The following is a 19,136-nucleotide window of genomic DNA, read 5'->3' as shown; positions in this document are numbered from 1 at the left end:
GCCTGCGTTTCGTTGCGTCTCACCCCGTCGCGCTTCGCTTCTCCCGGCTTTGCCTCGTTTCGCCCCCCTGCCTAACCTTGCTCCGCCTCGCCTAGCCTTGTTCCGTCTCGCCCCACCCGGTTTTGCCTCGCCTCACACCATCGTCATCTCTGAACTAGCGGTTTTCGGAGGTATCGTTCCGAAAATTTCGGGGCTCCCTTCCCCGGCGTTCCGGCGTTCCGACGTCGCCACAGCGTCTCCGTCTCCGTCTCCGTCTCCGTCTCCGTCTCCGTCTCCGTCTCCGTCTCCGTCTCCGGGCGGAAGGATCCCTCCGAAAACGCCTAGTTGGCGCGAGGCTTTGACGCTCTTTTGCGGGATCGTCCGCGCTCCGCTGGATTCGCACTCCGCCGGGTTCGTGGCCCATTCAGCTCACATCCCGTCCGGAGCCCTCGCCGTGGTTCTCCCCCGGAAGCCGCCGCCCCCTGCACCCCCGGCGGGGAGAGCGGTAGGTTGGGACGCATGAGCCTGAACTTCCCGTGGATCGTCTCGGTCGACCAGCTCGACCGCCTCGCCGCCGGTCCCGACGCGCCCTCGCCCGATGGCGCTACCTCCCACGGAGCTGCGCCCGATGACGACTCGTTCGCCGGCGCCTCATCCGGCAAGACCTCGCCCGGTGACGTCTCGGCCGAGTCCGCCTCGTCATCCCCCGCCGACGCCGACGCCGACGCCGCTTCGTCCGCCGCCATCGCTTCGTCCGACGCTGCCGGGACCGCCTCAGGCGAGGACGGCGGCCCCGCCCCGATCCGGGTGGTCGACGTGCGCTGGTACCTCGACGGCCGCTCCGGCTTCGCCGCCTACGAGGGCGGGCACCTCCCGGGCGCCGCCTTCGTGGACCTGGACGCCGTGCTCGCCGCCCCCGCCTCCCCGGCGGAGGGCCGCCACCCGCTCCCCGACCCGGCGGTCTTCGCCCGCGGCATGGAGGCCGCGGGCGTCACCGACCGGACCCGCGTGATCGCCTACGACGACGCCTCGGGCGCCTCCGCCTCCCGGCTCGTGTGGATGCTGCGCGCCACCGGACGCGAGGCCGCCGTGCTCGACGGCGGCCTCCAGGCCTGGACCGAGGCCCACGGCCGGGAGGCGCTGCGCGCGGGAGCCGAGGAGGTCGACGCCGCGGAGCCGGGCAGCTTCTCGCCGGTCGCGGTGCATCCCGGGTGGCTCGCCTCGATGGAGGAGACGGCGTCGGCCGCCGCCTCCGGGGAGCCGGTGGTCGATGCCCGCGCGCCGGAGCGCTACCGCGGCGAGACGGAGCCGATGGACCCGCGGGCAGGGCACATCCCCGGCGCGCTGAACGTCTTCCACCGGGAGAACATTCGCCCGGACGGCCTCTTCGATTCCCCCGCCTCGATCGCCCGCCGCTTCGCCGAGGCCGGGGTGGCGGGCGACGCCGAGCCGATCGTCTACTGCGGCTCGGGCGTCACCGCGTGCCACGACCTCGTCGCGCTGGAGGCCGCGGGCATCCACGGCCGGCTCTACCCCGGCTCCTGGTCCCAGTACTCCGCCACGGACCGGCCGCTCGCGACCTGAGCGGAGGACGACGCCGGGCCGGGGAGGCCGGGCCAGCGGCGGGGCCGGCCCGGGCCAGCGCAGGGCGGGCCGGCGCGCTCCCTACAGAACGCTCGCCAGGCGGCGCACCCCCTCCGCGAGCCGCTCGGGCTCGCCGTTGGAGTAGGCCAGGCGCAGGTTCGCTGCGCCGGTGGGCACCGCCGGGGCCCTGCCGGCCGCGTGGGCCGCGGCGTCGTCGTAGAAGGCCGTGCCGGGGACGAAGACCACGCCCGCGTCGATGGCCTCCGGCAGCGCCTGGGCGGCGTCGGCGTGGCGGCCGCCCTCCGGGAGCGTGAGCCAGGTGAAGAACCCGCCCGCCGGGACGGTCCAGCGGGTTCCCTCCGGCATGTGCCGCTCGCAGGCCGCCAGCACCGCCTCGCACCGCTGGCGGTACAGCTGCGCGGTGCGCTGGGTGTGGGACTCCCACATCCCCTCCCGCATGAAGCCGAGCACCAGGCGCTGGGAGAGCACCGACGGGCAGATCGTGACCGCCTCGGAGGCGATCTGCAGGAACTTTCGCACCCGCGGCGGCGCGACCATCCACCCCACGCGCACGCCCGGGGAGAAGATCTTGGAGAAGCTGCCCAGGTAGACCACGGCGTCGGGGTCGTAGGAGTGCAGGGAGCGGTGCCGCTCGCCGCCGAAGCCCAGCTGGCCGTAGGGGTTGTCCTCGACCACCACGACGTCGTGCTCCCGGCACACCCGCACCAGCTCGGCGCGGCGGTCCTCGGCCAGCGTCACCCCGGTGGGGTTCTGGTAGTCGGGGATGGTGTAGAGGAGCTTGATGCGCTTGCCCTCGGCCCGGAGCTCGCGGATCCGGGCCTCGACGGCAGCCGGGTCCAGGCCGGCGTCGTCCATCTGGACCTGCTGCACCTCGACCTCGTAGCCCTCGAAGACGCCAAGCGCGCCGGTGTAGGTGGGGCCCTCGGTGAGGATCACGTCGCCGGGGTCGGTGAAGAGCTTGGTGACCAGGTCCAGCCCCATCTGGGAGCCGGCGGTCATCTGCACCTCCTCCGGGCGGGGGCGGCTGCCCTCGGAGGCCATGAAGTCGCAGACCAGCTCGGTCAGCTCCTCCAGGCCCGCGCCGGAGCCGTACTGGAGGACCTCGAGGCCCTCCTCGGCGATGATCTTCGAGGCCATCTGCCCGAGCTCCTCGAGCGGCAGCAGCTCGAGGTCCGGGTTGCCGCCGGCCAGGGAGATGATGCCGGGGCGCATCGAGACCTCGAAGACGTCCCGCACGGGCGAGGGCCGGAAGCCCGCCGCCCGCGAGGCGAAGCCCCGCATGAGCCTCGCGTCGGCGCCGGTGGCGCCCTCCATGAGCTCCTGGATGCTGACCATCTGGGTTCCTTCCTCTCTGTCCGTCTCTACTCGCCGTAGCTGTTCTCGGCCTCGCCGTAGGCCGGGCCGTCCGCGGGAGCGCCGGCGCCGAGGGCCATCAGGCTGATGAAGTCGTAGACGATGTGGGCGGCGGCGATGCCGGTGAGCTCGGCGTGGTCGTAGGCCGGGGCGACCTCCACGACCTCGGCGCCGACCACGTTGGTCCCGCGCAGCCCGCGGATGATCTCGAGGATCTCGCGGCTGGTGGCCCCGCCGGCCTCCGGGGTGCCGGTGCCGGGCGCGTGGGCCGGGTCCAGCACGTCGATGTCCAGGGAGAGGTAGAGCGGCCGGTCGCCGACGCGCTCGCGCAGCAGCTCGACGACGCGGTCCACGCCCAGCCGGTAGATGTCGGCGGAGGAGACGATGCCGAAGCCGAAGCGGGCGTCGTCGTCCAGGTCCTGGGTCCCGTACAGCGGGCCGCGGGTGCCCACGTGGGAGACGGCGTCGGTGTCCAGCAGGCCCTCCTCGAAGGCCCGGCGGAACGGGGTGCCGTGGGTGTACTCGGCGCCGAAGTAAGTGTCCCAGGTGTCCAGGTGGGCGTCGAAGTGCAGCAGCGCGATCTTCCCGTGCTCCTTGTGCAGGTTGCGCAGGTTGGGCAGCGCGATGGTGTGGTCGCCACCGATCGAGACGAGCTTGGCGCCGTCCTTGGTCAGCTCGTGGGCGCCGGCCTCGATGGCCTCCAGGGCCTCCTCGATGTTGAAGGGGTTGCCGACGATGTCCCCGGCGTCGGCCACCTGCACCCGTTGGAACGGGGAGACGTTCTGCGCGGGGTTGAAGGGGCGCAGCAGGCGCGAGGACTCGCGCACGTGGTTGGGGCCGAAGCGGGCGCCGGGGCGGTAGGAGACGCCGGTGTCGAAGGGGACGCCGGCGACGACGACCTCGGCACCCTCCACCTCGTCCAGCCGCGGAAGACGGGCGAAGGTGCCCAGCCCGGCCCAGCGCGGGACCTGCGCGGCGTTGACGGGGCCGACGTTCTCCCGGCCGTCGGGGCCGGGGGCGACGACGCGCTCGGCGTCGGCCGAGAAGCTGGCGCGCACGTTCTGGGGCTGGGTGTTGCTCATGGGAACCTCCGTAGCGGTGAGATCTGGGCCATACGACTGTTTTCCATTATGCAACAAATGTTTTGTGAGGGAACCCGTGCGCCGTGCCGGGGCGGCGCGAGGGGCGGTGGGGCATGGCGCGGCGGGACGGCATGACGCGGCCCGGCGAGGGAGGACGCGGACGGCGTGGCGCGGTCCGAGGAAGCCGGGCAGCCCGCCCCGCGCGCGAAGGCGCCCGCCCCGCCGGAGCGGTGCGGGCGCCTCTGATGGCTCGCGGCGGCCGAGAGCCGGGACCGGGGGCCGGCGGCCAGCGGCAGGTCAGGCGTACCGGCGGGCGATGGCCAGCGCCTGGTTGACGTACCCGCCGCCGAAGAGGACGGCGTGGAGCAGGACCAGGTGCAGCTGGTGCAGCTCCACGCGTTCCTGCCAGCCCGCCTCCAGCGGGTGGACCTGCACGTAGCCCTCGACGATCTCCCGCAGGTGCGGGGCGCCGAACAGGGCGAGCGCGGCGATGTCGTCCTCGCGGTGCCCGCCGTAGGACGTCGGGTCGATCAGCACCGCCTCGTCCGGCGTCCACAGGACGTTGCCCGCCCAGAGGTCGCCGTGGATCCGGGAGGGGGCGTCGTCGTCGTCGAACTCGCCGTCGCGCAGGCGGCCGCACAGGCGCTCGAAGAGGTCGCGGTCCGCGGCGGCGAGGCCCTGGACCTTGCCGACCAGCGGGGCGATCCGCGCGTCGGCGTACATCCGCCCCCACGCCTTCCAGGCGCCGAGCTGGAGCGCCAGCTGCTGCCCCGCCGGGCCCTGGAAGCCGTTGTCCCGCCAGCCGGCGGGGCCGGAGCCCCAGGCCTCGGCGCCGGCGTCGTGGGTCAGCGCCAGGGCCTGGCCGAAGGCGCGGGCGGCGGCCTTGGAGGGGGCCGCCTCGCGGATCAGCTCCAGCTCCAGTCCGTCCTCCGCGACGCCGAGGATCCGGCAGACCCTGGCGCCTCCGGACTCCTCGGCCTCGGCCAGCCACTCGAGGCCGGCTCGCTCCCATCCGGCGGCGCTGCCTGACGTCTGCTTGATGAATGTCTCCATGTCACCGGTCTATCACGCGGGGGCCGGGCCCGGGCGGGGGCAGGCCGAGCCTACTGGTACGTGACCACCCACGGCTTGGGCTGGACGGCGTAGGTCTCCTCGGGCGAGAGCATGGGGGTGTCCTCGTCGTAGAAGTTCTTCCAGGACATCTCGATGCCCTCCGGCAGGCCCTCCTGGAGCGCGTCCCAGGTCTCGGTCTTCAGCTCCGGCGTGCCGTGGCCGTCCGCGTGCAGCGTCAGCGCGAGCTCGGGGTGGGAGGTGTCCAGGGTCTCCCGCTCGGTGATCATCGAGTGGGAGAACTGGTGGAGGACCACGAGCTTCTGCGGCAGGCCCTCCTCGGCCGTCAGCTCGGCGACGTCGTCGAGGGTCTCGTTGATCTCCGCGGCGGAGACGGTGCCGATCTGCTCGAGGGGGACCTGACCCGGGGCCAGGCGCCACTCGGGGTCGATGCCGACGCCGACGTTGGGGTCCTTGAGCAGGTCGGCGTAGCGCTCCACCTGCTCCGGGAAGGCCTCGAGGCCGGGCTGGAAGTCCAGGACCACGTAGACGTCGTTCTCGCGGGCCTCCTTCAGCAGGGGCTCCAGGTCCTCGGGAGTGACCTTGGCCGAGTAGTCGCCGTCGGGCCCCGGCTCGGAGGAGGCCACGGTGGTGATGATCTCGAAGGCGGGGATGACCTGCTCCTCGCTGTACGGCTGGTACTGGGCGGCGAGGTCCTTGGCCCGCTGCACGGACTCGGCGGGGCCCTGCTCGCCGAGCACGCCCATCGAGGGGTTGCCGGGGGTGCCGTAGAGGGCGACCATGCGCCGGTCGGGGAAGACCTCGCGGCCGCCGCCGATGATCTCGGCGTCGGCGTTGTCCTCGGCGCTCTGCGAGGACGACTCCTCGGAGGAGGGCGAGTCGTCGGATGACGATGACGAGTCGCCGGACGCGGAGGACGAGCCGCCGGAGGACTCCTGGGGGGAGCCGGAGGCGCTCTGCTCGGAGGCGGGGGCGTCCTCGCCCTGGTCGCCGTCGGATCCGGAGCAGCCGGAGAGGAGCAGGAGGGCCGCGGCCGCGGCGCCGACGCCGAGCCGCAGGCGGGAGGGGCGCGAGGGGTGCTGAGTGAACATGGGAACCTTCGGAAGGGAACGGGCGATCCTCCCACGCTAGCGGCTCAGCCGGTCACCAGCACCCACACGACCTCGGCCGGGACGTCCCCGAGGTTGCGCCAGGAATGCGGCTCCCGGCCGCTGAACGTCACGGTGTCGCCGGCCTCCAGCTCGTAGTCGGCCCCCGCCGTGCGGAGCAGAAAAAGTCCGGAGATGACGTGCAGGATCTCGGTCTCGCAGTCGACGGTGTAGAGGGACTCCTCGCCCTCGCCGCCGGGCTCGACGGTGGCCCGCAGGACCTGTGCCTTCTCCAGCTCGGGCGCCGAGACCAGGCGCTCGTGGATGCCCGCCCCGCCCAGGTCCACGGCCGGGGCGTCCGCCAGCTTCACGAGGCTGGTGGGCGGCTCCTCGAAGAGCGCGCCGATGTCCACGCGCAGGGCGCGGCAGATCTTGACCAGGGAGGCGACCGACGGCGAGGTCTGCTCGCGCTCCACCCGGCTGATGAACCCCTTGGTCAGTCCCGTGGCGGTGGCCAGCTGCTCGATGGTCATGTGGACCCTCAGCCGGTGGTTGCGCAGGCGCGCCCCCAGCTCGGGCTCCCTGTCTGGCTGTTGCACTGGCAGCGGCTTCACGGCTCCGGCGTCCTCTCCCTTCGGCCCCGGCGGCCCCGGGGAGCTCCGCCCCCACCGGCGGCGCGGGCGGCGGGCGACGACATGCGCCCGCCATCCGATCGTACTAGCATGTGAAAAACTTTTGTTGCCTGAAGCACAACACCCGGTGTGCGCAGCCACACCGACGGTCCGTCCAGGAATGGAATCTCATGAATCTCGCCATCATCATCCTCTACCTCGCCGCCATGGTCTTCCTCGGCTGGCTCGGCAAGAGGCGCGCCAAGAACGCCGAGGACTACCGGGTCGCCGGACGCCGCCTCGGCCCGCTCTTCTTCACCGGCACGATGAGCGCCGTCGTGCTGGGCGGGGCCGCCACGATCGGCGGCATCGGCCTGGGGTACACCTACGGGCTCTCGGGGATGTGGCTGGTGGGGGCGATCGCCGCCGGCGTCATGGTCCTCTCGCTCGCCTTCGCCGGGCCCATCCAGAAGCTGCGGGTCTACACCGTCTCGCAGATGCTCGGGCTGCGCTACGGAGGGCGCGGGATCCAGGCCTCCTCGATCGTGATGCTCGGGTACACCGTGATGCTCGCGGTGACCTCGACCTCGGCCTACGCCTCGATCTTCTCCGTCCTGTTCGACATCGACCGCGGCTGGGGCATCGCGCTCGGCTCGGTGGTGGTCATCGGATACTCCATCATGGGCGGCATGTGGTCCATCACCCTGACGGACATGATGCAGTTCGTGCTGATGACCCTCGGCATGTTCGCCCTGCTCCTGCCCTTCTCGCTGCACTACGCGGGCGGCTGGGACGGCCTGCACGAGCGGCTCGACGCGGAGTTCTTCGACCTCGGCTCCATGGGGGCGGCGTCGATCGTCACCATGTTCGTCGTCTACACCCTCGGCGTGCTGGTGGGGCAGGACATCTGGCAGCGCGTCTTCACCGCCCGCAGCCCCGGGGTGGCCCGCTGGGCCGGCTTCGCCTCCGGCGTGTACACCCTGCTCTACGGGATCGCCGGGGCCGTGATCGGGATGGGGGCGGCCGTCGTCGTGCCGAACCTGGAGGTTCCCGACGACGCCTTCGCCGCCCTCGCGCAGGACTACCTGCCGGCCGGCGTCGGCGGGGTCGTGCTGGCGGCGGGGGTGGCCGCGATGATGTCCACGGCCTCCGGCGCGCTGATCGCCTCGGCGACCGTGGCGCGCGTGGACGTGCTCCCGCTGCTGGGGTGGGTGTTCGGCGGGCGCCGCGCCCCCGCCCCGGCCGAGCCGCCGGCCGACACCGCGGAGTTCGACGCCGAGGACCCGACCCACTCCGACGCCGCCATCCGCAGGGACCGGCTGTTCGTGCTCGGGATCGGCCTGGTGGTGACCGTGATCGCCCTGCTCGTTCCCTCGGTGGTCGCCGCCCTGACCATCGCGTACGACATCCTCGTGGGCGGCCTGATGGTCGCGATCCTCGGGGGCCTGCTGTGGAGGCGGGGCACCGGGGCCGGCGCCGCGGCGTCGATGCTCACCGGCGCGATCGCGGTGCTGGTCTCGATGGGCCTGTTCGGGGTCATGGCCAACGAGCCGATCTACATCGGCCTCGGCGTCTCGCTGGTGGTCTACGTCGTCGTCTCGCTGTGCACCCGGCCCACCGCGCCGGAGGTCATGGACGAGTGGCAGTCCCGGCTGGGCAGGGTGCGGCGTCGGGCCGCGGCCGGGCGCTGAGCGCTGAGGCGACGGCCCGCGTCCGCCCGCGAGGCGGACGCTCGCAATTCGACGGTGAGGTAACTATAGTTTCGTATTTGTATACTTTGGTGTGCCACGCACCACAGTGCATACGGAAGGAGAGCACATGACCGCCCACGCCGCCGAGGAGGCCGGAATGCAGACCGAACCCCGCAGGAACGCCGGATACGCGATCATGGCCACCCTGCGCAACTACGGGATCGACGCCGTCTTCGGCATCCCCGGGACGCATAATCTCGAGTTCTACCGCCACCTCGAGGAACTCGAGATCAAGCCGGTGACCACCCGCCACGAGCAGGGCGCCTCCTACGGCGCCGATGGCTGGTCGCTGACCCGGGGCCTGCCCGGCGTCGTGGTCACCACCTCCGGGCCCGGGCTGCTGAACTCGCTCTCCGGGGCGGCCACGGCCTACGCGGAGTCGCGCCCGATGATCCTGCTCTCCCCCGGCCGCCCCCGCGGCCAGGAGTTCCGGGACATCGGGGCGCTGCACGAGACCAAGAACCCCACCGGCGCGGTCGGCGCGATCGTCGGCGTCTCCCGCCGCGTGAACTCGGCGCTGGAGGCCGTGGAGATGATCCACAACGCCTTCGTCTCCTTCAAGCACTCCCGCCCCCGCCCCGTGCACATCGAGGTCCCCCTCGACGTCCTGGAGGCCGAGGCCGAGTTCACCGACGCGGACCTCGCCGCCCGCCCGCTCGGCTCCCCGCAGCCGGCGCCGGTGGACGACGTCGCCCGGGCGGCGAACATCCTGGCCCGCGCCGAGCGCCCGCTCATCATCGCCGGCGGCGGCTCCCTGGCGGCCGGAGAGTCCCTCCTGGAGCTCGCCGAGATGCTCGAGGCCCCGGTCATCACCTCGGTCAACGGCAAGGGCGCCATCCCGGAGAAGCACCGCCTCTCCCTCGGCGCCGACCTGCGCCTCACGGCGGCCCACGCGTTCTGCCGCGAGGCGGACGCGACGCTGATCGTCGGCTCCAAGATCGGCGAGGCCGAGCTGTGGGAAGGCGACATCCGCCCCGCCGGCCCGGTGATCCGCGTGGACATCATGCGCGACCAGATGCTCACCAACATCACCCCCGACCTGGAGCTGCCCGGCAACTCCGCCGCGGTGGTCCCGCAGCTGGCCGCCGCGCTGAAGGTGGCCTCCGAGGGCCGCCCCGAACGCGGGCGCCGCGAGCTGCAGCCGGTCTTCGACGCCCTCGACGAGGAGGGCCGCGCCATCGCCCCCGAGCTCGCCCAGCTCAACGAGCTGATCATGGAGGCGCTCCCCGAGGACACGATCATCGCCGGAGACTCCTCCCAGGTCACCTACATGGGCACGACGACGTTCTACCGCGCCCCGCGCCCCAACTCGCTGCTGTACATGGCCACCTACGCGACCCTGGGGTACGGGCTGCCGGCCGCCGTCGGCGCCAAGATCGCGGCCCCCGAGCGCCCGGTGGTCTGCCTGCTGGGCGACGGCGCGCTGATGTTCGCGATCCAGGAGCTGATGACGGCGGTCGAGCAGCGGCTGGACCTGCCGGTCATCTGCGTGGACAACGGCGGCTACGGGGAGATCCGGGCCAACGAGGAGGCCCGCCGGATCGCCCCGACCGCGGTGGACCTGGTCCAGCCGGACTGGGTCAAGCTCGCCGAGGGCTTCGGCGCCGTCGGCTTCGAGGCGACCGTGGAGACCCTCGGGGAGACCGTGCGGAAGGCGCTGGGGACCGAGGGGCCCTCGCTGATCCACCTGCGCATCGGAGCGTAGCCGGGCGCGGGCGCACGGGGCCGCGCGGCCGACGCCGGAGCCCGGGTGCCCCTGCGGCGTCGGCCGCCCCGGCCGCCCGATCCGCGGACGCCGCGGGACCCCTCCCGCGCACCGGGCTTACAATCGCTGGGGAGACGACCGGCGGCGATGGTGAGAGGACTGGATGCTCGGCGTACTGGAGGGGTTTGCCATCATCGGCGTCGTGGTCGGCATCGGCTACGTCGTCGCCCGGGCCGGGGTGCTGGGCAAGAACGCGGGCTGGTCGCTGAACCGGTTCGCGTTCTTCGTGGCCCTGCCCGCGCTGATGTTCACGACCCTCTCCACCTCGGACCTGGGCGTGATCTTCTCGGCGCGGCTGCCGGTGGCCGCGCTGAGCTTCGCCGCCGTGGCGGTCCTCTACACGCTGATCGTGGCCCTGGTGATGAAGCGCAGGATCGGGCGGACCACCATGGGCGCCGTCGGCTCCGGGCTGCTGAACTCCAACAACATGGGCCTGCCGGTGGCGACCTACATCTTCGGCGATCCCACCCAGGTCGCGCCGATCCTGCTGTTCCAGCTGGTGGTGGCGACGCCGCTGTGCCTGGCGATCCTGGACATCGTGGCGCACGGCAGGATCTCGGTGCGCGACGTCGTGACCCAGCCCTTCCGGAACCCGCTGATCATCGGGTCGGTGCTCGGCGTCGTGATCAACGCCCTGGGCTGGAGCGTCCCGGAGGTGCTCTTCGAGCCGCTGCACCTGCTCGGCGGGGCGGGGATCCCGCTGGTGCTGGTGGCCTTCGGCATGTCGCTGCGGGGCAACCGGCCGCTGGCCGTGCCCGGGCAGCGGGTTGAGACGCTGCTGGCGGTGGGGCTGAAGGTCGCCGCGATGCCGGCCGCGGCCTTCCTGCTCGGGAACTTCGTCTTCCATCTGCCGCCGCACGACCTGTTCGCGGCCACCGTGCTGGGCGGGCTGCCGACGGCGCAGAACCTCTTCAACTTCGCCGCCCGCTACGACCAGGACATCAGCCTGGCCCGGGACATCGTGCTGCTCTCGACCGTCGCCTCCGTGCCGGGGCTGCTGATCATCTCGGCGATCATGACATGAGGGCGGGACGGGGTCAGGCCCCGTCCCGCCGCCGGCCGCACCCGTCCTTCCGGGCACGGCCGGCCCCGGCTCACATCTTGTTGCGGTACTCGCCCCTCCCGCGCAGCGCCTCGATGTTCTGACCCGTCAGCTCCTCGCCGCCGACCGGCCGGTTGCCGGCGGTGTGCGGGGTCAGCAGCAGGTTGGGGGCGTCCCACAGCGGGTCGTCGGAGGGCAGCGGCTCCTGCGCGGTGACGTCCAGCGCGGCGCCGCCGATGATCCCGTCCTTCAGGGCGGAGATCAGCGCCGCCTCGTCCACCGTGCTCCCGCGGCCCACGTTGACCACGTAGGAGGTGTCCGGCAGGGTCTCCAGCACGCGGGCGTCGAGCGATCCGTCCGTGGCCTCGCCCGAGGGCAGGATCATCACCAGGACGTCGGTGCGGGCCAGCAGCTCGTCCTTCTCCTCGGTGGCCACCACCTGGTAGCCCTCGCGCTCGCCGGTGGAGCGGGCGATGCCGCTGACGTGCGCGCCGAGCCCGGAGAGCAGCGGCGCGAGCGTGGTCCCGATGGAGCCGAAGCCCCAGATCGTGACCCGGGCGTCGAGCAGGGTGGTCAGCTGGTCGGCGGGGTGCAGCTCCTGCGGGCCGGTCAGCTCCGAGGCCCAGCGGCGCTGCCGCTGGTACTCCCTGATCTGCGGCAGCGAGCGGACCAGCGCGAGGATCAGGGCCAGCGCGTGCTCGGTCACCGTGCGGTCGTGCAGCCCGACGCCGGAGCACACCACGGCCTCCTCGCGGAACCCGGCGCGGGCGATCTGGTCCGGGCCGGCCGCGAGCGACTGGATGAGCCGGACCGAGCCCATCCGGCGCGCGGCGTCGGCGAGCTGGGCATCCGTATTGCCCCAGGCCACCAGGACTTCGGCGTCGACGTGCTCCTCGGGCAGCGGCGTCGTGGGGTCGTACTCGGCGGTGGTGTCCCCCGGCCCCAGCGGGAGGCGGGAGGCGTCCAGGGCGACGGTGGTGGGCAGCAGGATCTTCACGGGTTCTCCTCGTCGAGAGTGGGTGACGGTTCCAGGTTAGGCGCGGGCGAAGGTCCTGTGCAGGTTCGCCAGCGACCGGGCGATTCCCTCCCGGTTGCGGCGGAAGGCCCCGTTGAGCCGGAAGACCGGGGCGAGCGGCACTCCGGCCGCCCGCGCCGCGGAGGCGTCGAAGGTCTCCCGGACGACGACGCCCTCCTCCCCCGCCTCGATCTCCCACGTCCACGTGTGCCCGGTGGGCATGCGCCAGGCGAAGGCCCGCTCCGGCTCGGCACGGGTCACCGTGGCGGTGATGGCGTACGGGATGCCGTAGAGGCGCATGGACTGCGTCGTGCTCTCGCCCTCGGCCGGGTACCGCGGGCCGCGGACCTGCCGGCGGACGGTGCCGGCGCCGTCGAGCTCGTGGTGGCGGGCCGGCTGGGAGACCAGCTCGTAGACCTCGGCCGCGGTGACGTGCCGCAGGGTCGTCTCGGCGCGGATCGCGTCGCGGGAGGCGGGCAGGAATCTCACGAGGGGTTCGCTCATGGCCCCATCCTCTCATCCGCGCGCCGCGGGGTGACTGTGCCACCATGGGAGGAGACCGGCGCTACGAGCCGGTACGCACGCCGTGACCGGAGAAGGAGAGGACCCCATGATCTCGATCATCGTCAAGTTCAAGGTGAAGCCGGAGTACGCGGAGAACTGGATGGAGCACGTCCGCGAGTTCACCGAGGCGACCCGCGCCGAGCCCGGCAACAAGTGGTTCGACTGGTGCCGCAGCGTCGAGGACCCCCACGAGTACGTGCTCCTCGAGGCCTTCGACGACGACGCCGGCGAGGCCCACGTGAACTCCGACCACTTCGCGAAGGGCCTCGAGACCATGCGCCCGCTCATCTCCGAGACCCCGCGGATCATCTCCCGCCAGGTCGAGGGCGACGGCTGGGACGCCATGGGCGAGCTCCAGAAGTAGCCGCGGTGACGGAACGGAACCGGCGGGAGCCGCCCGAGCACGACGACGCCCTGGCCCCCCAGGACTCCGAGTCGGCCGCCGTCCAGCTCGCGGTCTCCGCCGTGATCCTGGCCCTGCGCGGCGGCGAGGACGAGCACCGGACGCTGTGGCTCCCGCTCGTCCGCCGGCTGCGCGAGCCCTTCAAGGGCATGTTCGCGCTGCCCGGCGGCCCGCTGCCCGCCCACCTCTCCCTGGAGGAGGCCGCGGGCTCGACGCTGCGGCGTGCCACCGGCCTCGCCCCCGGCTATCTGGAGCAGCTCTACGCCTTCGGCGCGGTGCACCGCGCGCCGGCCGGTGACGAGGGGTCAGGGCGCACCGAGTGGGCCGACGGCGTCGTGCAGCCCACCGAGCGGGTGGTCTCGGTGGTCTACTGGGCCTCGATCCCGGACACCGACATCGCCAAGACGCGCGTGCACGAGAACATCCAGTGGATGCCCGCCGACGACCTGCCGCAGCTGGCCTTCGACCACAACGAGATCGTCGAGTACGCGCTGCACCGGCTGCGGAACAAGGTGGAGTACTCGCGGATCGCGCACTCCTTCCTCGGCGAGGAGTTCACGCTGGCCCAGCTGCGCGAGGTCTACGAGGCGATCCTGGGGCGCCCGATGGACCCGGCGAACTTCCGGCGCCAGATCGCGGCGTCGAAGTCGATCATCGACACCGGCAAGCGCGTGGAGGGGACCCGGCACCGGCCGCCCCGGCTCTTCCGGTACGACCACGCGCTGGCGTTCGCGGATCAGGGGCCGTTGGGGATGGCGTAGGGGCGTCCTCCGCCTTTAGCAGTTCCTCCCGGATGAGCAGAACCCTCTGGACACGGAAGAGCCCCGCCCCTCTCCACGCAGGAGAGGAACGGGGCTCCGCACAGGCCACGCTCGGCGGCTGGGCATCAGCGCCCGGCCGCCGCGACGTCGTCATCTACTGGCCGGGGACGACCAGGCCCTTGGACTGCGAGCGCGCGCGCTCGAACCGGGAGGCGACGTCCTCCCAGTTGACGATGTTCCAGAAGGCCTTGACGTAGTCCGGCTTGACGTTCTGGTAGTCCAGGTAGAAGGCGTGCTCCCACATGTCCAGCTGCAGCACGGGGATCTGGGCGACGGGGATGTTGCCCTGCTGATCGTAGAGCTGCACGAGGTTCAGGCGCTGGCCCACGGTGTCCCATGCCAGGACGGCCCAGCCGGAGCCCTGGATGGAGGTCGCGGTCGCGGTGAACTGGTCGCGGAAGCGGTCGAAGGAGCCGAAGAAGTCGTCGATCGCGGAAGCGAGCTCGCCGGTGGGCTTGTCGCCGCCGTCCGGGGAGAGGTTGTTCCAGAAGATCGAGTGGTTCGTGTGGCCGCCGAGGTTGAAGGCGAGGTCCTTCGACAGCTGGCTCACGTAGGTGAAGTCGCCGTTGGCCCGGGCCTCCTCCAGCCTGTCCAGGGCGGTGTTGGCGCCCTTGACGTAGGTGGCGTGGTGCTTGTCGTGGTGCAGCTCCATGATCCGCGCGGAGATGTGCGGCTCAAGGGCGGCGTAGTCGTACGGAAGATCCGGGAGTACATACTGGTCAGCCATAGCGATCCTTTCAGTGATCCAACTAATAGATCCGATCCCCAACTTACACACGGCCCGCCGCACGATTCCAGGCACCCGTAACATCTTCCGCCCCTAGCGGAAGCGTCCGGGAGCCCCGCGGGGGAGGCCGCTCGCCCTACTCCGGGATCATGATGCCGGCGCCGGGACCGAGCGGCAGGCCCAGGAAGTAGAAGACCGCCAGGATGACCACCCAGCTGATCCAGAACGGCACCACGAAGGGCACCATGCGGGACATCGTGGTGCCCAGCCCCGCCTCCGGCTCGTACTTCCGCAGCATCGCCAGGAAGACCACCATGTACGGGTTCAGAGGCGTCATGACCTGGGTGGCGGAGTCGCCCACGCGGAAGGCGGCCTGCACGAACGCCGGCTCGTAGCCCAGCAGGCCGAGCATCGGGACGAAGACGGCGGCCATCAGCGTCCACATCGAGGAGCCGGAGATGATGAGCAGGTTCAGCAGGCTGCACAGGACGATGAACATGAGGATCACCGGGAAGCCCGTGACGCCCGCGTTCTGCAGGGCCTCGGCGCCGGTGACCGCGGTCCACGAGCCGATGCCGGACCAGTTGAACAGAGCGATGAACTGGCCGAGGATGAACGCCAGCACCAGGAAGGAGATCATGTCCTTCAGCGCCGCCCCCATCAGGCCGGGGACGTCCTTGAGACCGCGGACCGTCCCGGCGACCCGCCCGTAGACGTACCCGCTCACGGAGAAGAACGCGAAGATGATGAAGATGATCGAGTCCAGCAGCGGCGACTCGGGCAGGAAGCCACCGTCCTCGTTGCGCCACGGCGAGGCGGGGACCAGCGCGAAGACCGTGACGGCCGCCCCGACCAGCCCGAACGCGACGGCGCCCCAGGCCAGCGCCCGGAGCTCCCGCGGCGTGAGGCGGGCCTCGGCGTCAGGCTCGGCGGCCTGCGACGTCGTCTGCTCGTCGCCGGTCGCGCGGTTCTGGCGGGTGGTGGGGGCCGGGCCCTCGGCGGGTGACGAGTCGTCGCGTGCAGCGGGTGACGAGTCCTCGCGCACGGCGGCGTCGTGCGTCGACTCGTCGGAGGATGCGGGGCCGGCGTCCGCCAGGGCGACCTCCTGGCGCGGCACGCCCTGGCGGGTGATGCGGGGCTCCACGATGCGGTCGATCACGAAGCCGGCGATCACCGCCAGCACCAGCGCGGAGACGACGTTGAAGTAGTAGTTGGAGATCGGCGTGACGGTCGCGGCGCTCTCGGCCAGCTGCGGGACGCTGGGGACCACCGCGTTGGTGATGCCGGCGAAGAGCGCGTCGAGCGAGGTCGGGAAGATGTTGGTCGAGTAGCCGGCGCCCGCCGCCGCGAACCCGCCGATCAGACCCGCCACGGGGTGCCGCCCCGCGGCCTTGAACGCGATGGCCGCCAGCGGCGGGATGACGATGAACGCCGAGTCCGACATGATCGAGCCGACCACGCCCACGAAGCCGACGACGTAGGGCAGCAGCCAGCGCGGCGCCCGGCCGATGGTGTACCGGATCGCCGCGGAGAGGAAGCCGGTCTTCTCCGCGATGCCGATGGCCAGCAGGATCGTGGCGACCGTGACCAGCGGCGGGAAGCCGATGTAGTTCTCGCCCATCGTGGTGGTGAACCAGGCGATGCCCTCGCCGGTGAACAGTCCCTTGACGGCGACCGGCTCATCGGTGCCGGGCACCGTCACCTCGACTCCGAGCAGCGCCATGACGGTCGAGAGCACCCCGACCGTCAGGAAGAGGATCAGGAACAGCGTGAAGGGCTCGGGCAGCTTGTTGCCCACGACCTCGATGCCGGTCAGGACGCGGTCGCCGAGTCCTCGGCGGCGGACGGTGGCGGTGTCGGCCATGGCGGCCTCCTCGGTGGGTGCTGGATCGGCGGGTGCTGGATCGGCGGATGCTGGTGTCGGCGGGTGAGGGTCGGGGGCCGGGGCGAGGCGGCCGCGCCGGCGACGAGTCGTCGGGCGGAGGGGTGAACGGTCCGTTCCGCCGACCAGTCGTCGCCGCGGGTGACGACTCGTCAGTCGAAGTAGTGCTCGACGTCGACGGCGCCGCCCCGCTCCTCGAAGTCGGTGCGCACGGCCTCGGCCAGGGCGTCGTCGTGCAGGAAGTCCAGGGCGGTCGCGGCGAGTCCGTAGGCGCCGTCCACCGCGGCCGACTCCGCCGCCGGCGAGCCCGCGGCGGCCGCGAACTCGCGCGTGTGCAGGGCGACGTCCTCCCCCGCGATGCCGATCAGCGGGTGGATGCCCGGCAGGCGGAAGCTGAGGTTGCCGAAGTCGGTCGAGGCGGCGAGGGCCTCGGAGAGCGTGCCTCGCGGCAGCGGATCCCGTCCCCGGCGCCGCTGTGCGAGGACCCACCGGTCCGTCAGCGGTCCGTTGGTGCGCACCGGAAGCGTAGCCGGCGACTCGTCCCAGCGGACCTCGACGCCGACGCCGGCCATCAGCGCCGCCCCGCCCATCACCTCCTCGACACGCGCGGACAAGGCCTTCAGCGTCTCCGGGTCGCGGGAGCGGACGTACATCTTCAGCGTCGCCGACTCGGTGATGATCGAGGGCCGTTCGCCGCCCTCCGGGAGGATGGCGTGGAGGCGGTCGGTGGGCGGGGTCTGCTGCCGCAGCAGGCCGACGCCCTGGTAGGCGAGCACGGCGGCGTCGAGCGCGTTGCGGCCCATGAAGGGATGGGAGGAGGCGTGGGCGGCGACGCCGGAGAACACCGCCCGCATCACGCGGCGGCCGAGCCACGCCTGGTCGGCGACGTCGGCGAAGTAGGGGTGGAGCATGATCGCGGCGTCGGCCTCTGCGAAGGCCCCCGCCCGCGCCATGAGCTCCTTGCCCGCCTCCCCCTCCTCGGCGGGCGTGCCGTAGTAAACCGCACGGCCCTCGAGGCCGCCCGCCCCCTCCCGGAGCAGTCCGGCGAGTGCGGTGAACGCCCCGAGCCCGGCCGCCGCGATGACGTTGTGGCCGCACCCGTGGCCGATGCCGGGCAGCGCGTCGTACTCGGAGAGGACCGCGACGGTGCGGTGCCGCCCGGGGTCGAAGCCCGGGGACTCGACGACGGCGTGGACCGCGGTCTCGAGGCCGAAGGCCGGACGCTGGGGCACGAGGCCGCGCGCCTCCAGGTGCGCGAGCAGCCGGTCTGCGGCGTGGACTTCCCGGAACGCCTCCTCCGGGTGGCGGTGCAGGTCATGGAGGATGTCCACCAGCTCCTCCCGCTGGTCCTCGACGGCGCGCTCCAGGCGGTCGTACAGCTCCTCGGGAGCGTCCTCGCGCTCGGCGGGGACGTAGGAGGAGGTCTCAAGGAGGCGGCGGCTCTGCGCGGCCATGATGTCGAGGTAGGCGCGGGAGGGCGGCGCCGGCACGGGGTCCGGGGCAGCGTTCCGGGCCGGGAAGCCCGGCGGCGGTGTGTCGGGGGTCATAGCCATGTGGTTCAACATACAGGGGGCGTGCCGCCAGGGGCAGACGAATCGGCCGGATCCTCGTGCCGGAAGCGCGATGGCGCCCTCCCGCGGGCATGCCCGATGGGATGGCCCCCGCGCCTCCGGCCCCGAGGAGCGGCGCACAACGCCCGGCCCCGGCGTCCCTCCGCTTCCCGCGAAGAGGAAGCTCATTGGCATGAGCATCCTCGGTCATTTACCGTTGAAAGGCTGACGCAGGTCCAGTCCGCGGCCTCGGGTGGAAGACCTGGTATCTGGCAGGCCCCTCAACGCCCCTCTGAAGTCACGTTCGTGCCGTCCCACCATATGTAGGGAACAGATGTCCAATTTTCTCACTCGCAAGCCCGATCTCCGGGAAGGGGACATCTCCCCCCGTGCCAGACGGAAGATGTCCAAGGGACTGATCGACAAGCGGGTCTTCATTCCCGCCGCGATCATCATGGTCCTGTTCATCGGCATCACGCTGGCCTTCCCCACCGACGCCAACCGCGTGTTCTCGGCGCTGCAGGAAGACGTCGTCGGCTACTTCGGCTGGTACTACGTCGCCATCATCGGGCTGTTCATCGCCTTCGCCCTGTACCTGGGCTTCAGCCGCCTGGGCGACATCAAGCTCGGCCCCGACGATTCGACGCCCGACTACAACTTCGTCACATGGCTGGCCTTCCTCTTCGCCGCCGGCATGGGCATCGGCCTGGTCTTCTACGGGGCCTCCGAGCCCCTCTCGCACTTCGTCGAGCCGCCTCCGGGCGTCACCGGCTCGGAGGAGCAGATCGCCCAGTCCGCGATGTCCCGCTCCTTCCTGCACTGGGGTC

General features: G+C 71.9%; 17 protein-coding genes. 7 read left to right on the top strand and 10 right to left on the bottom strand.

Translation table 11 applies throughout. From position 1 onward, the window contains the following. Nucleotides 1–498: 498 nt before the first annotated feature. A complete protein-coding gene (locus EWV39_RS12465; RefSeq protein ID WP_129660856.1) occupies nucleotides 499–1,563 on the top strand; it encodes a sulfurtransferase in 1,065 nt (354 codons plus the stop codon). Nucleotides 1,564–1,644: 81 nt separating this feature from the next. On the opposite strand, the gene EWV39_RS12460 is transcribed toward EWV39_RS12465, so the two are convergent. From EWV39_RS12460 to EWV39_RS12440, 5 genes are all read right to left on the bottom strand, one after another. Then, the gene (locus tag EWV39_RS12460) at nucleotides 1,645–2,919 is read right to left on the bottom strand and encodes an aminotransferase-like domain-containing protein (protein ID WP_238148340.1); all 1,275 of its coding nucleotides are present in this window, start codon (nucleotides 2,917–2,919) and stop codon (nucleotides 1,645–1,647) included. Nucleotides 2,920–2,945: 26 nt separating this feature from the next. After that, on the bottom strand, nucleotides 2,946–4,019 hold the full coding sequence (speB, locus tag EWV39_RS12455; RefSeq protein ID WP_129660853.1) for an agmatinase: 1,074 nt from the start codon (nucleotides 4,017–4,019) through the stop codon (nucleotides 2,946–2,948). Between the two features lie 297 nt (nucleotides 4,020–4,316). Continuing rightward, nucleotides 4,317–5,072 (bottom strand): fructosamine kinase family protein, encoded by a 756-nt coding sequence (locus EWV39_RS12450; RefSeq protein WP_129660851.1) that lies wholly within the window; start codon nucleotides 5,070–5,072, stop codon nucleotides 4,317–4,319. A 50-nt stretch (nucleotides 5,073–5,122) separates the two neighbouring features. Beyond that, on the bottom strand, nucleotides 5,123–6,181 hold the full coding sequence (locus EWV39_RS12445; protein WP_129660848.1) for a hypothetical protein: 1,059 nt from the start codon (nucleotides 6,179–6,181) through the stop codon (nucleotides 5,123–5,125). Between the two features lie 44 nt (nucleotides 6,182–6,225). Continuing rightward, a complete protein-coding gene (locus EWV39_RS12440) occupies nucleotides 6,226–6,792 on the bottom strand; it encodes a helix-turn-helix domain-containing protein (RefSeq protein ID WP_129660845.1) in 567 nt (188 codons plus the stop codon). A gap of 188 nt (nucleotides 6,793–6,980) precedes the next feature. Between EWV39_RS12440 and EWV39_RS12435 the strand changes: the two genes are divergently transcribed. The 3 genes from EWV39_RS12435 to EWV39_RS12425 all read left to right on the top strand — a co-directional run bounded on the left by EWV39_RS12435 (nucleotide 6,981) and on the right by EWV39_RS12425 (nucleotide 11,329). Next, nucleotides 6,981–8,480, top strand: coding sequence for a sodium:solute symporter family protein (locus EWV39_RS12435; protein WP_129660842.1), 1,500 nt, complete (start codon nucleotides 6,981–6,983; stop codon nucleotides 8,478–8,480). A 157-nt stretch (nucleotides 8,481–8,637) separates the two neighbouring features. Further along, on the top strand, nucleotides 8,638–10,245 hold the full coding sequence (locus EWV39_RS12430; RefSeq protein ID WP_129661335.1) for a thiamine pyrophosphate-binding protein: 1,608 nt from the start codon (nucleotides 8,638–8,640) through the stop codon (nucleotides 10,243–10,245). A gap of 163 nt (nucleotides 10,246–10,408) precedes the next feature. Continuing rightward, nucleotides 10,409–11,329 carry an AEC family transporter gene (locus EWV39_RS12425; RefSeq protein WP_129660839.1) on the top strand — a complete coding sequence of 307 codons (921 nt, stop codon included), beginning with the start codon at nucleotides 10,409–10,411 and terminating at the stop codon, nucleotides 11,327–11,329. A 70-nt stretch (nucleotides 11,330–11,399) separates the two neighbouring features. Here the strand turns inward: EWV39_RS12425 and EWV39_RS12420 are convergent, their stop codons facing one another. Then, nucleotides 11,400–12,344 carry a phosphoglycerate dehydrogenase gene (locus EWV39_RS12420; protein ID WP_129660836.1) on the bottom strand — a complete coding sequence of 315 codons (945 nt, stop codon included), beginning with the start codon at nucleotides 12,342–12,344 and terminating at the stop codon, nucleotides 11,400–11,402. A 36-nt stretch (nucleotides 12,345–12,380) separates the two neighbouring features. After that, the gene (locus tag EWV39_RS12415; protein ID WP_129660833.1) at nucleotides 12,381–12,866 is read right to left on the bottom strand and encodes an SRPBCC family protein; all 486 of its coding nucleotides are present in this window, start codon (nucleotides 12,864–12,866) and stop codon (nucleotides 12,381–12,383) included. Nucleotides 12,867–12,972: 106 nt separating this feature from the next. On the opposite strand from EWV39_RS12415, the gene EWV39_RS12410 reads away from it, so the two are divergent. Further along, a complete protein-coding gene (locus EWV39_RS12410) occupies nucleotides 12,973–13,290 on the top strand; it encodes a putative quinol monooxygenase (protein ID WP_129660830.1) in 318 nt (105 codons plus the stop codon). Nucleotides 13,291–13,340: 50 nt separating this feature from the next. Further along, nucleotides 13,341–14,090, top strand: coding sequence for an NUDIX hydrolase (locus EWV39_RS12405; RefSeq protein ID WP_129661332.1), 750 nt, complete (start codon nucleotides 13,341–13,343; stop codon nucleotides 14,088–14,090). Nucleotides 14,091–14,244: 154 nt separating this feature from the next. On the opposite strand, the gene EWV39_RS12400 is transcribed toward EWV39_RS12405, so the two are convergent. From EWV39_RS12400 to EWV39_RS12390, 3 genes are all read right to left on the bottom strand, one after another. Beyond that, a complete protein-coding gene (locus tag EWV39_RS12400) occupies nucleotides 14,245–14,877 on the bottom strand; it encodes a superoxide dismutase (protein ID WP_129660827.1) in 633 nt (210 codons plus the stop codon). Nucleotides 14,878–15,013: 136 nt separating this feature from the next. Further along, entirely contained in the window at nucleotides 15,014–16,741 is a 1,728-nt protein-coding gene (locus tag EWV39_RS12395; RefSeq protein WP_129660824.1) for an AbgT family transporter, read from the bottom strand. Nucleotides 16,742–16,911: 170 nt separating this feature from the next. Further along, the gene (locus tag EWV39_RS12390) at nucleotides 16,912–18,306 is read right to left on the bottom strand and encodes a M20 family metallopeptidase (RefSeq protein WP_129660821.1); all 1,395 of its coding nucleotides are present in this window, start codon (nucleotides 18,304–18,306) and stop codon (nucleotides 16,912–16,914) included. A gap of 337 nt (nucleotides 18,307–18,643) precedes the next feature. On the opposite strand from EWV39_RS12390, the gene EWV39_RS12385 reads away from it, so the two are divergent. After that, a partial coding sequence (locus EWV39_RS12385; RefSeq protein WP_193554715.1) for a BCCT family transporter occupies nucleotides 18,644–19,136 on the top strand: 493 nt, incomplete at its 3' end.

Source organism: Rothia halotolerans (genome assembly GCF_004136635.1).
Classification (GTDB): Bacteria; Actinomycetota; Actinomycetes; order Actinomycetales; family Micrococcaceae; genus Rothia; species Rothia halotolerans.
The sequence above is the reverse complement of the archived record's forward strand: the minus strand, read 5'-3'. Positions and strand labels throughout refer to the sequence as shown.

Coding starts and splice junctions, on each gene's coding strand:
- EWV39_RS12465 (WP_129660856.1), top strand. CDS start 499: ATGAGCCTGAACTTCCCGTGGATCGTCTCGGTCGACCAGCTCGACCGC.
- EWV39_RS12460 (WP_238148340.1), bottom strand. CDS start 2,919: ATGGTCAGCATCCAGGAGCTCATGGAGGGCGCCACCGGCGCCGACGCG.
- speB (WP_129660853.1), bottom strand. CDS start 4,019: ATGAGCAACACCCAGCCCCAGAACGTGCGCGCCAGCTTCTCGGCCGAC.
- EWV39_RS12450 (WP_129660851.1), bottom strand. CDS start 5,072: ATGGAGACATTCATCAAGCAGACGTCAGGCAGCGCCGCCGGATGGGAG.
- EWV39_RS12445 (WP_129660848.1), bottom strand. CDS start 6,181: ATGTTCACTCAGCACCCCTCGCGCCCCTCCCGCCTGCGGCTCGGCGTC.
- EWV39_RS12435 (WP_129660842.1), top strand. CDS start 6,981: ATGAATCTCGCCATCATCATCCTCTACCTCGCCGCCATGGTCTTCCTC.
- EWV39_RS12430 (WP_129661335.1), top strand. CDS start 8,638: ATGCAGACCGAACCCCGCAGGAACGCCGGATACGCGATCATGGCCACC.
- EWV39_RS12425 (WP_129660839.1), top strand. CDS start 10,409: ATGCTCGGCGTACTGGAGGGGTTTGCCATCATCGGCGTCGTGGTCGGC.
- EWV39_RS12415 (WP_129660833.1), bottom strand. CDS start 12,866: ATGAGCGAACCCCTCGTGAGATTCCTGCCCGCCTCCCGCGACGCGATC.
- EWV39_RS12410 (WP_129660830.1), top strand. CDS start 12,973: ATGATCTCGATCATCGTCAAGTTCAAGGTGAAGCCGGAGTACGCGGAG.
- EWV39_RS12400 (WP_129660827.1), bottom strand. CDS start 14,877: ATGGCTGACCAGTATGTACTCCCGGATCTTCCGTACGACTACGCCGCC.
- EWV39_RS12395 (WP_129660824.1), bottom strand. CDS start 16,741: ATGGCCGACACCGCCACCGTCCGCCGCCGAGGACTCGGCGACCGCGTC.
- EWV39_RS12390 (WP_129660821.1), bottom strand. CDS start 18,306: ATGACCCCCGACACACCGCCGCCGGGCTTCCCGGCCCGGAACGCTGCC.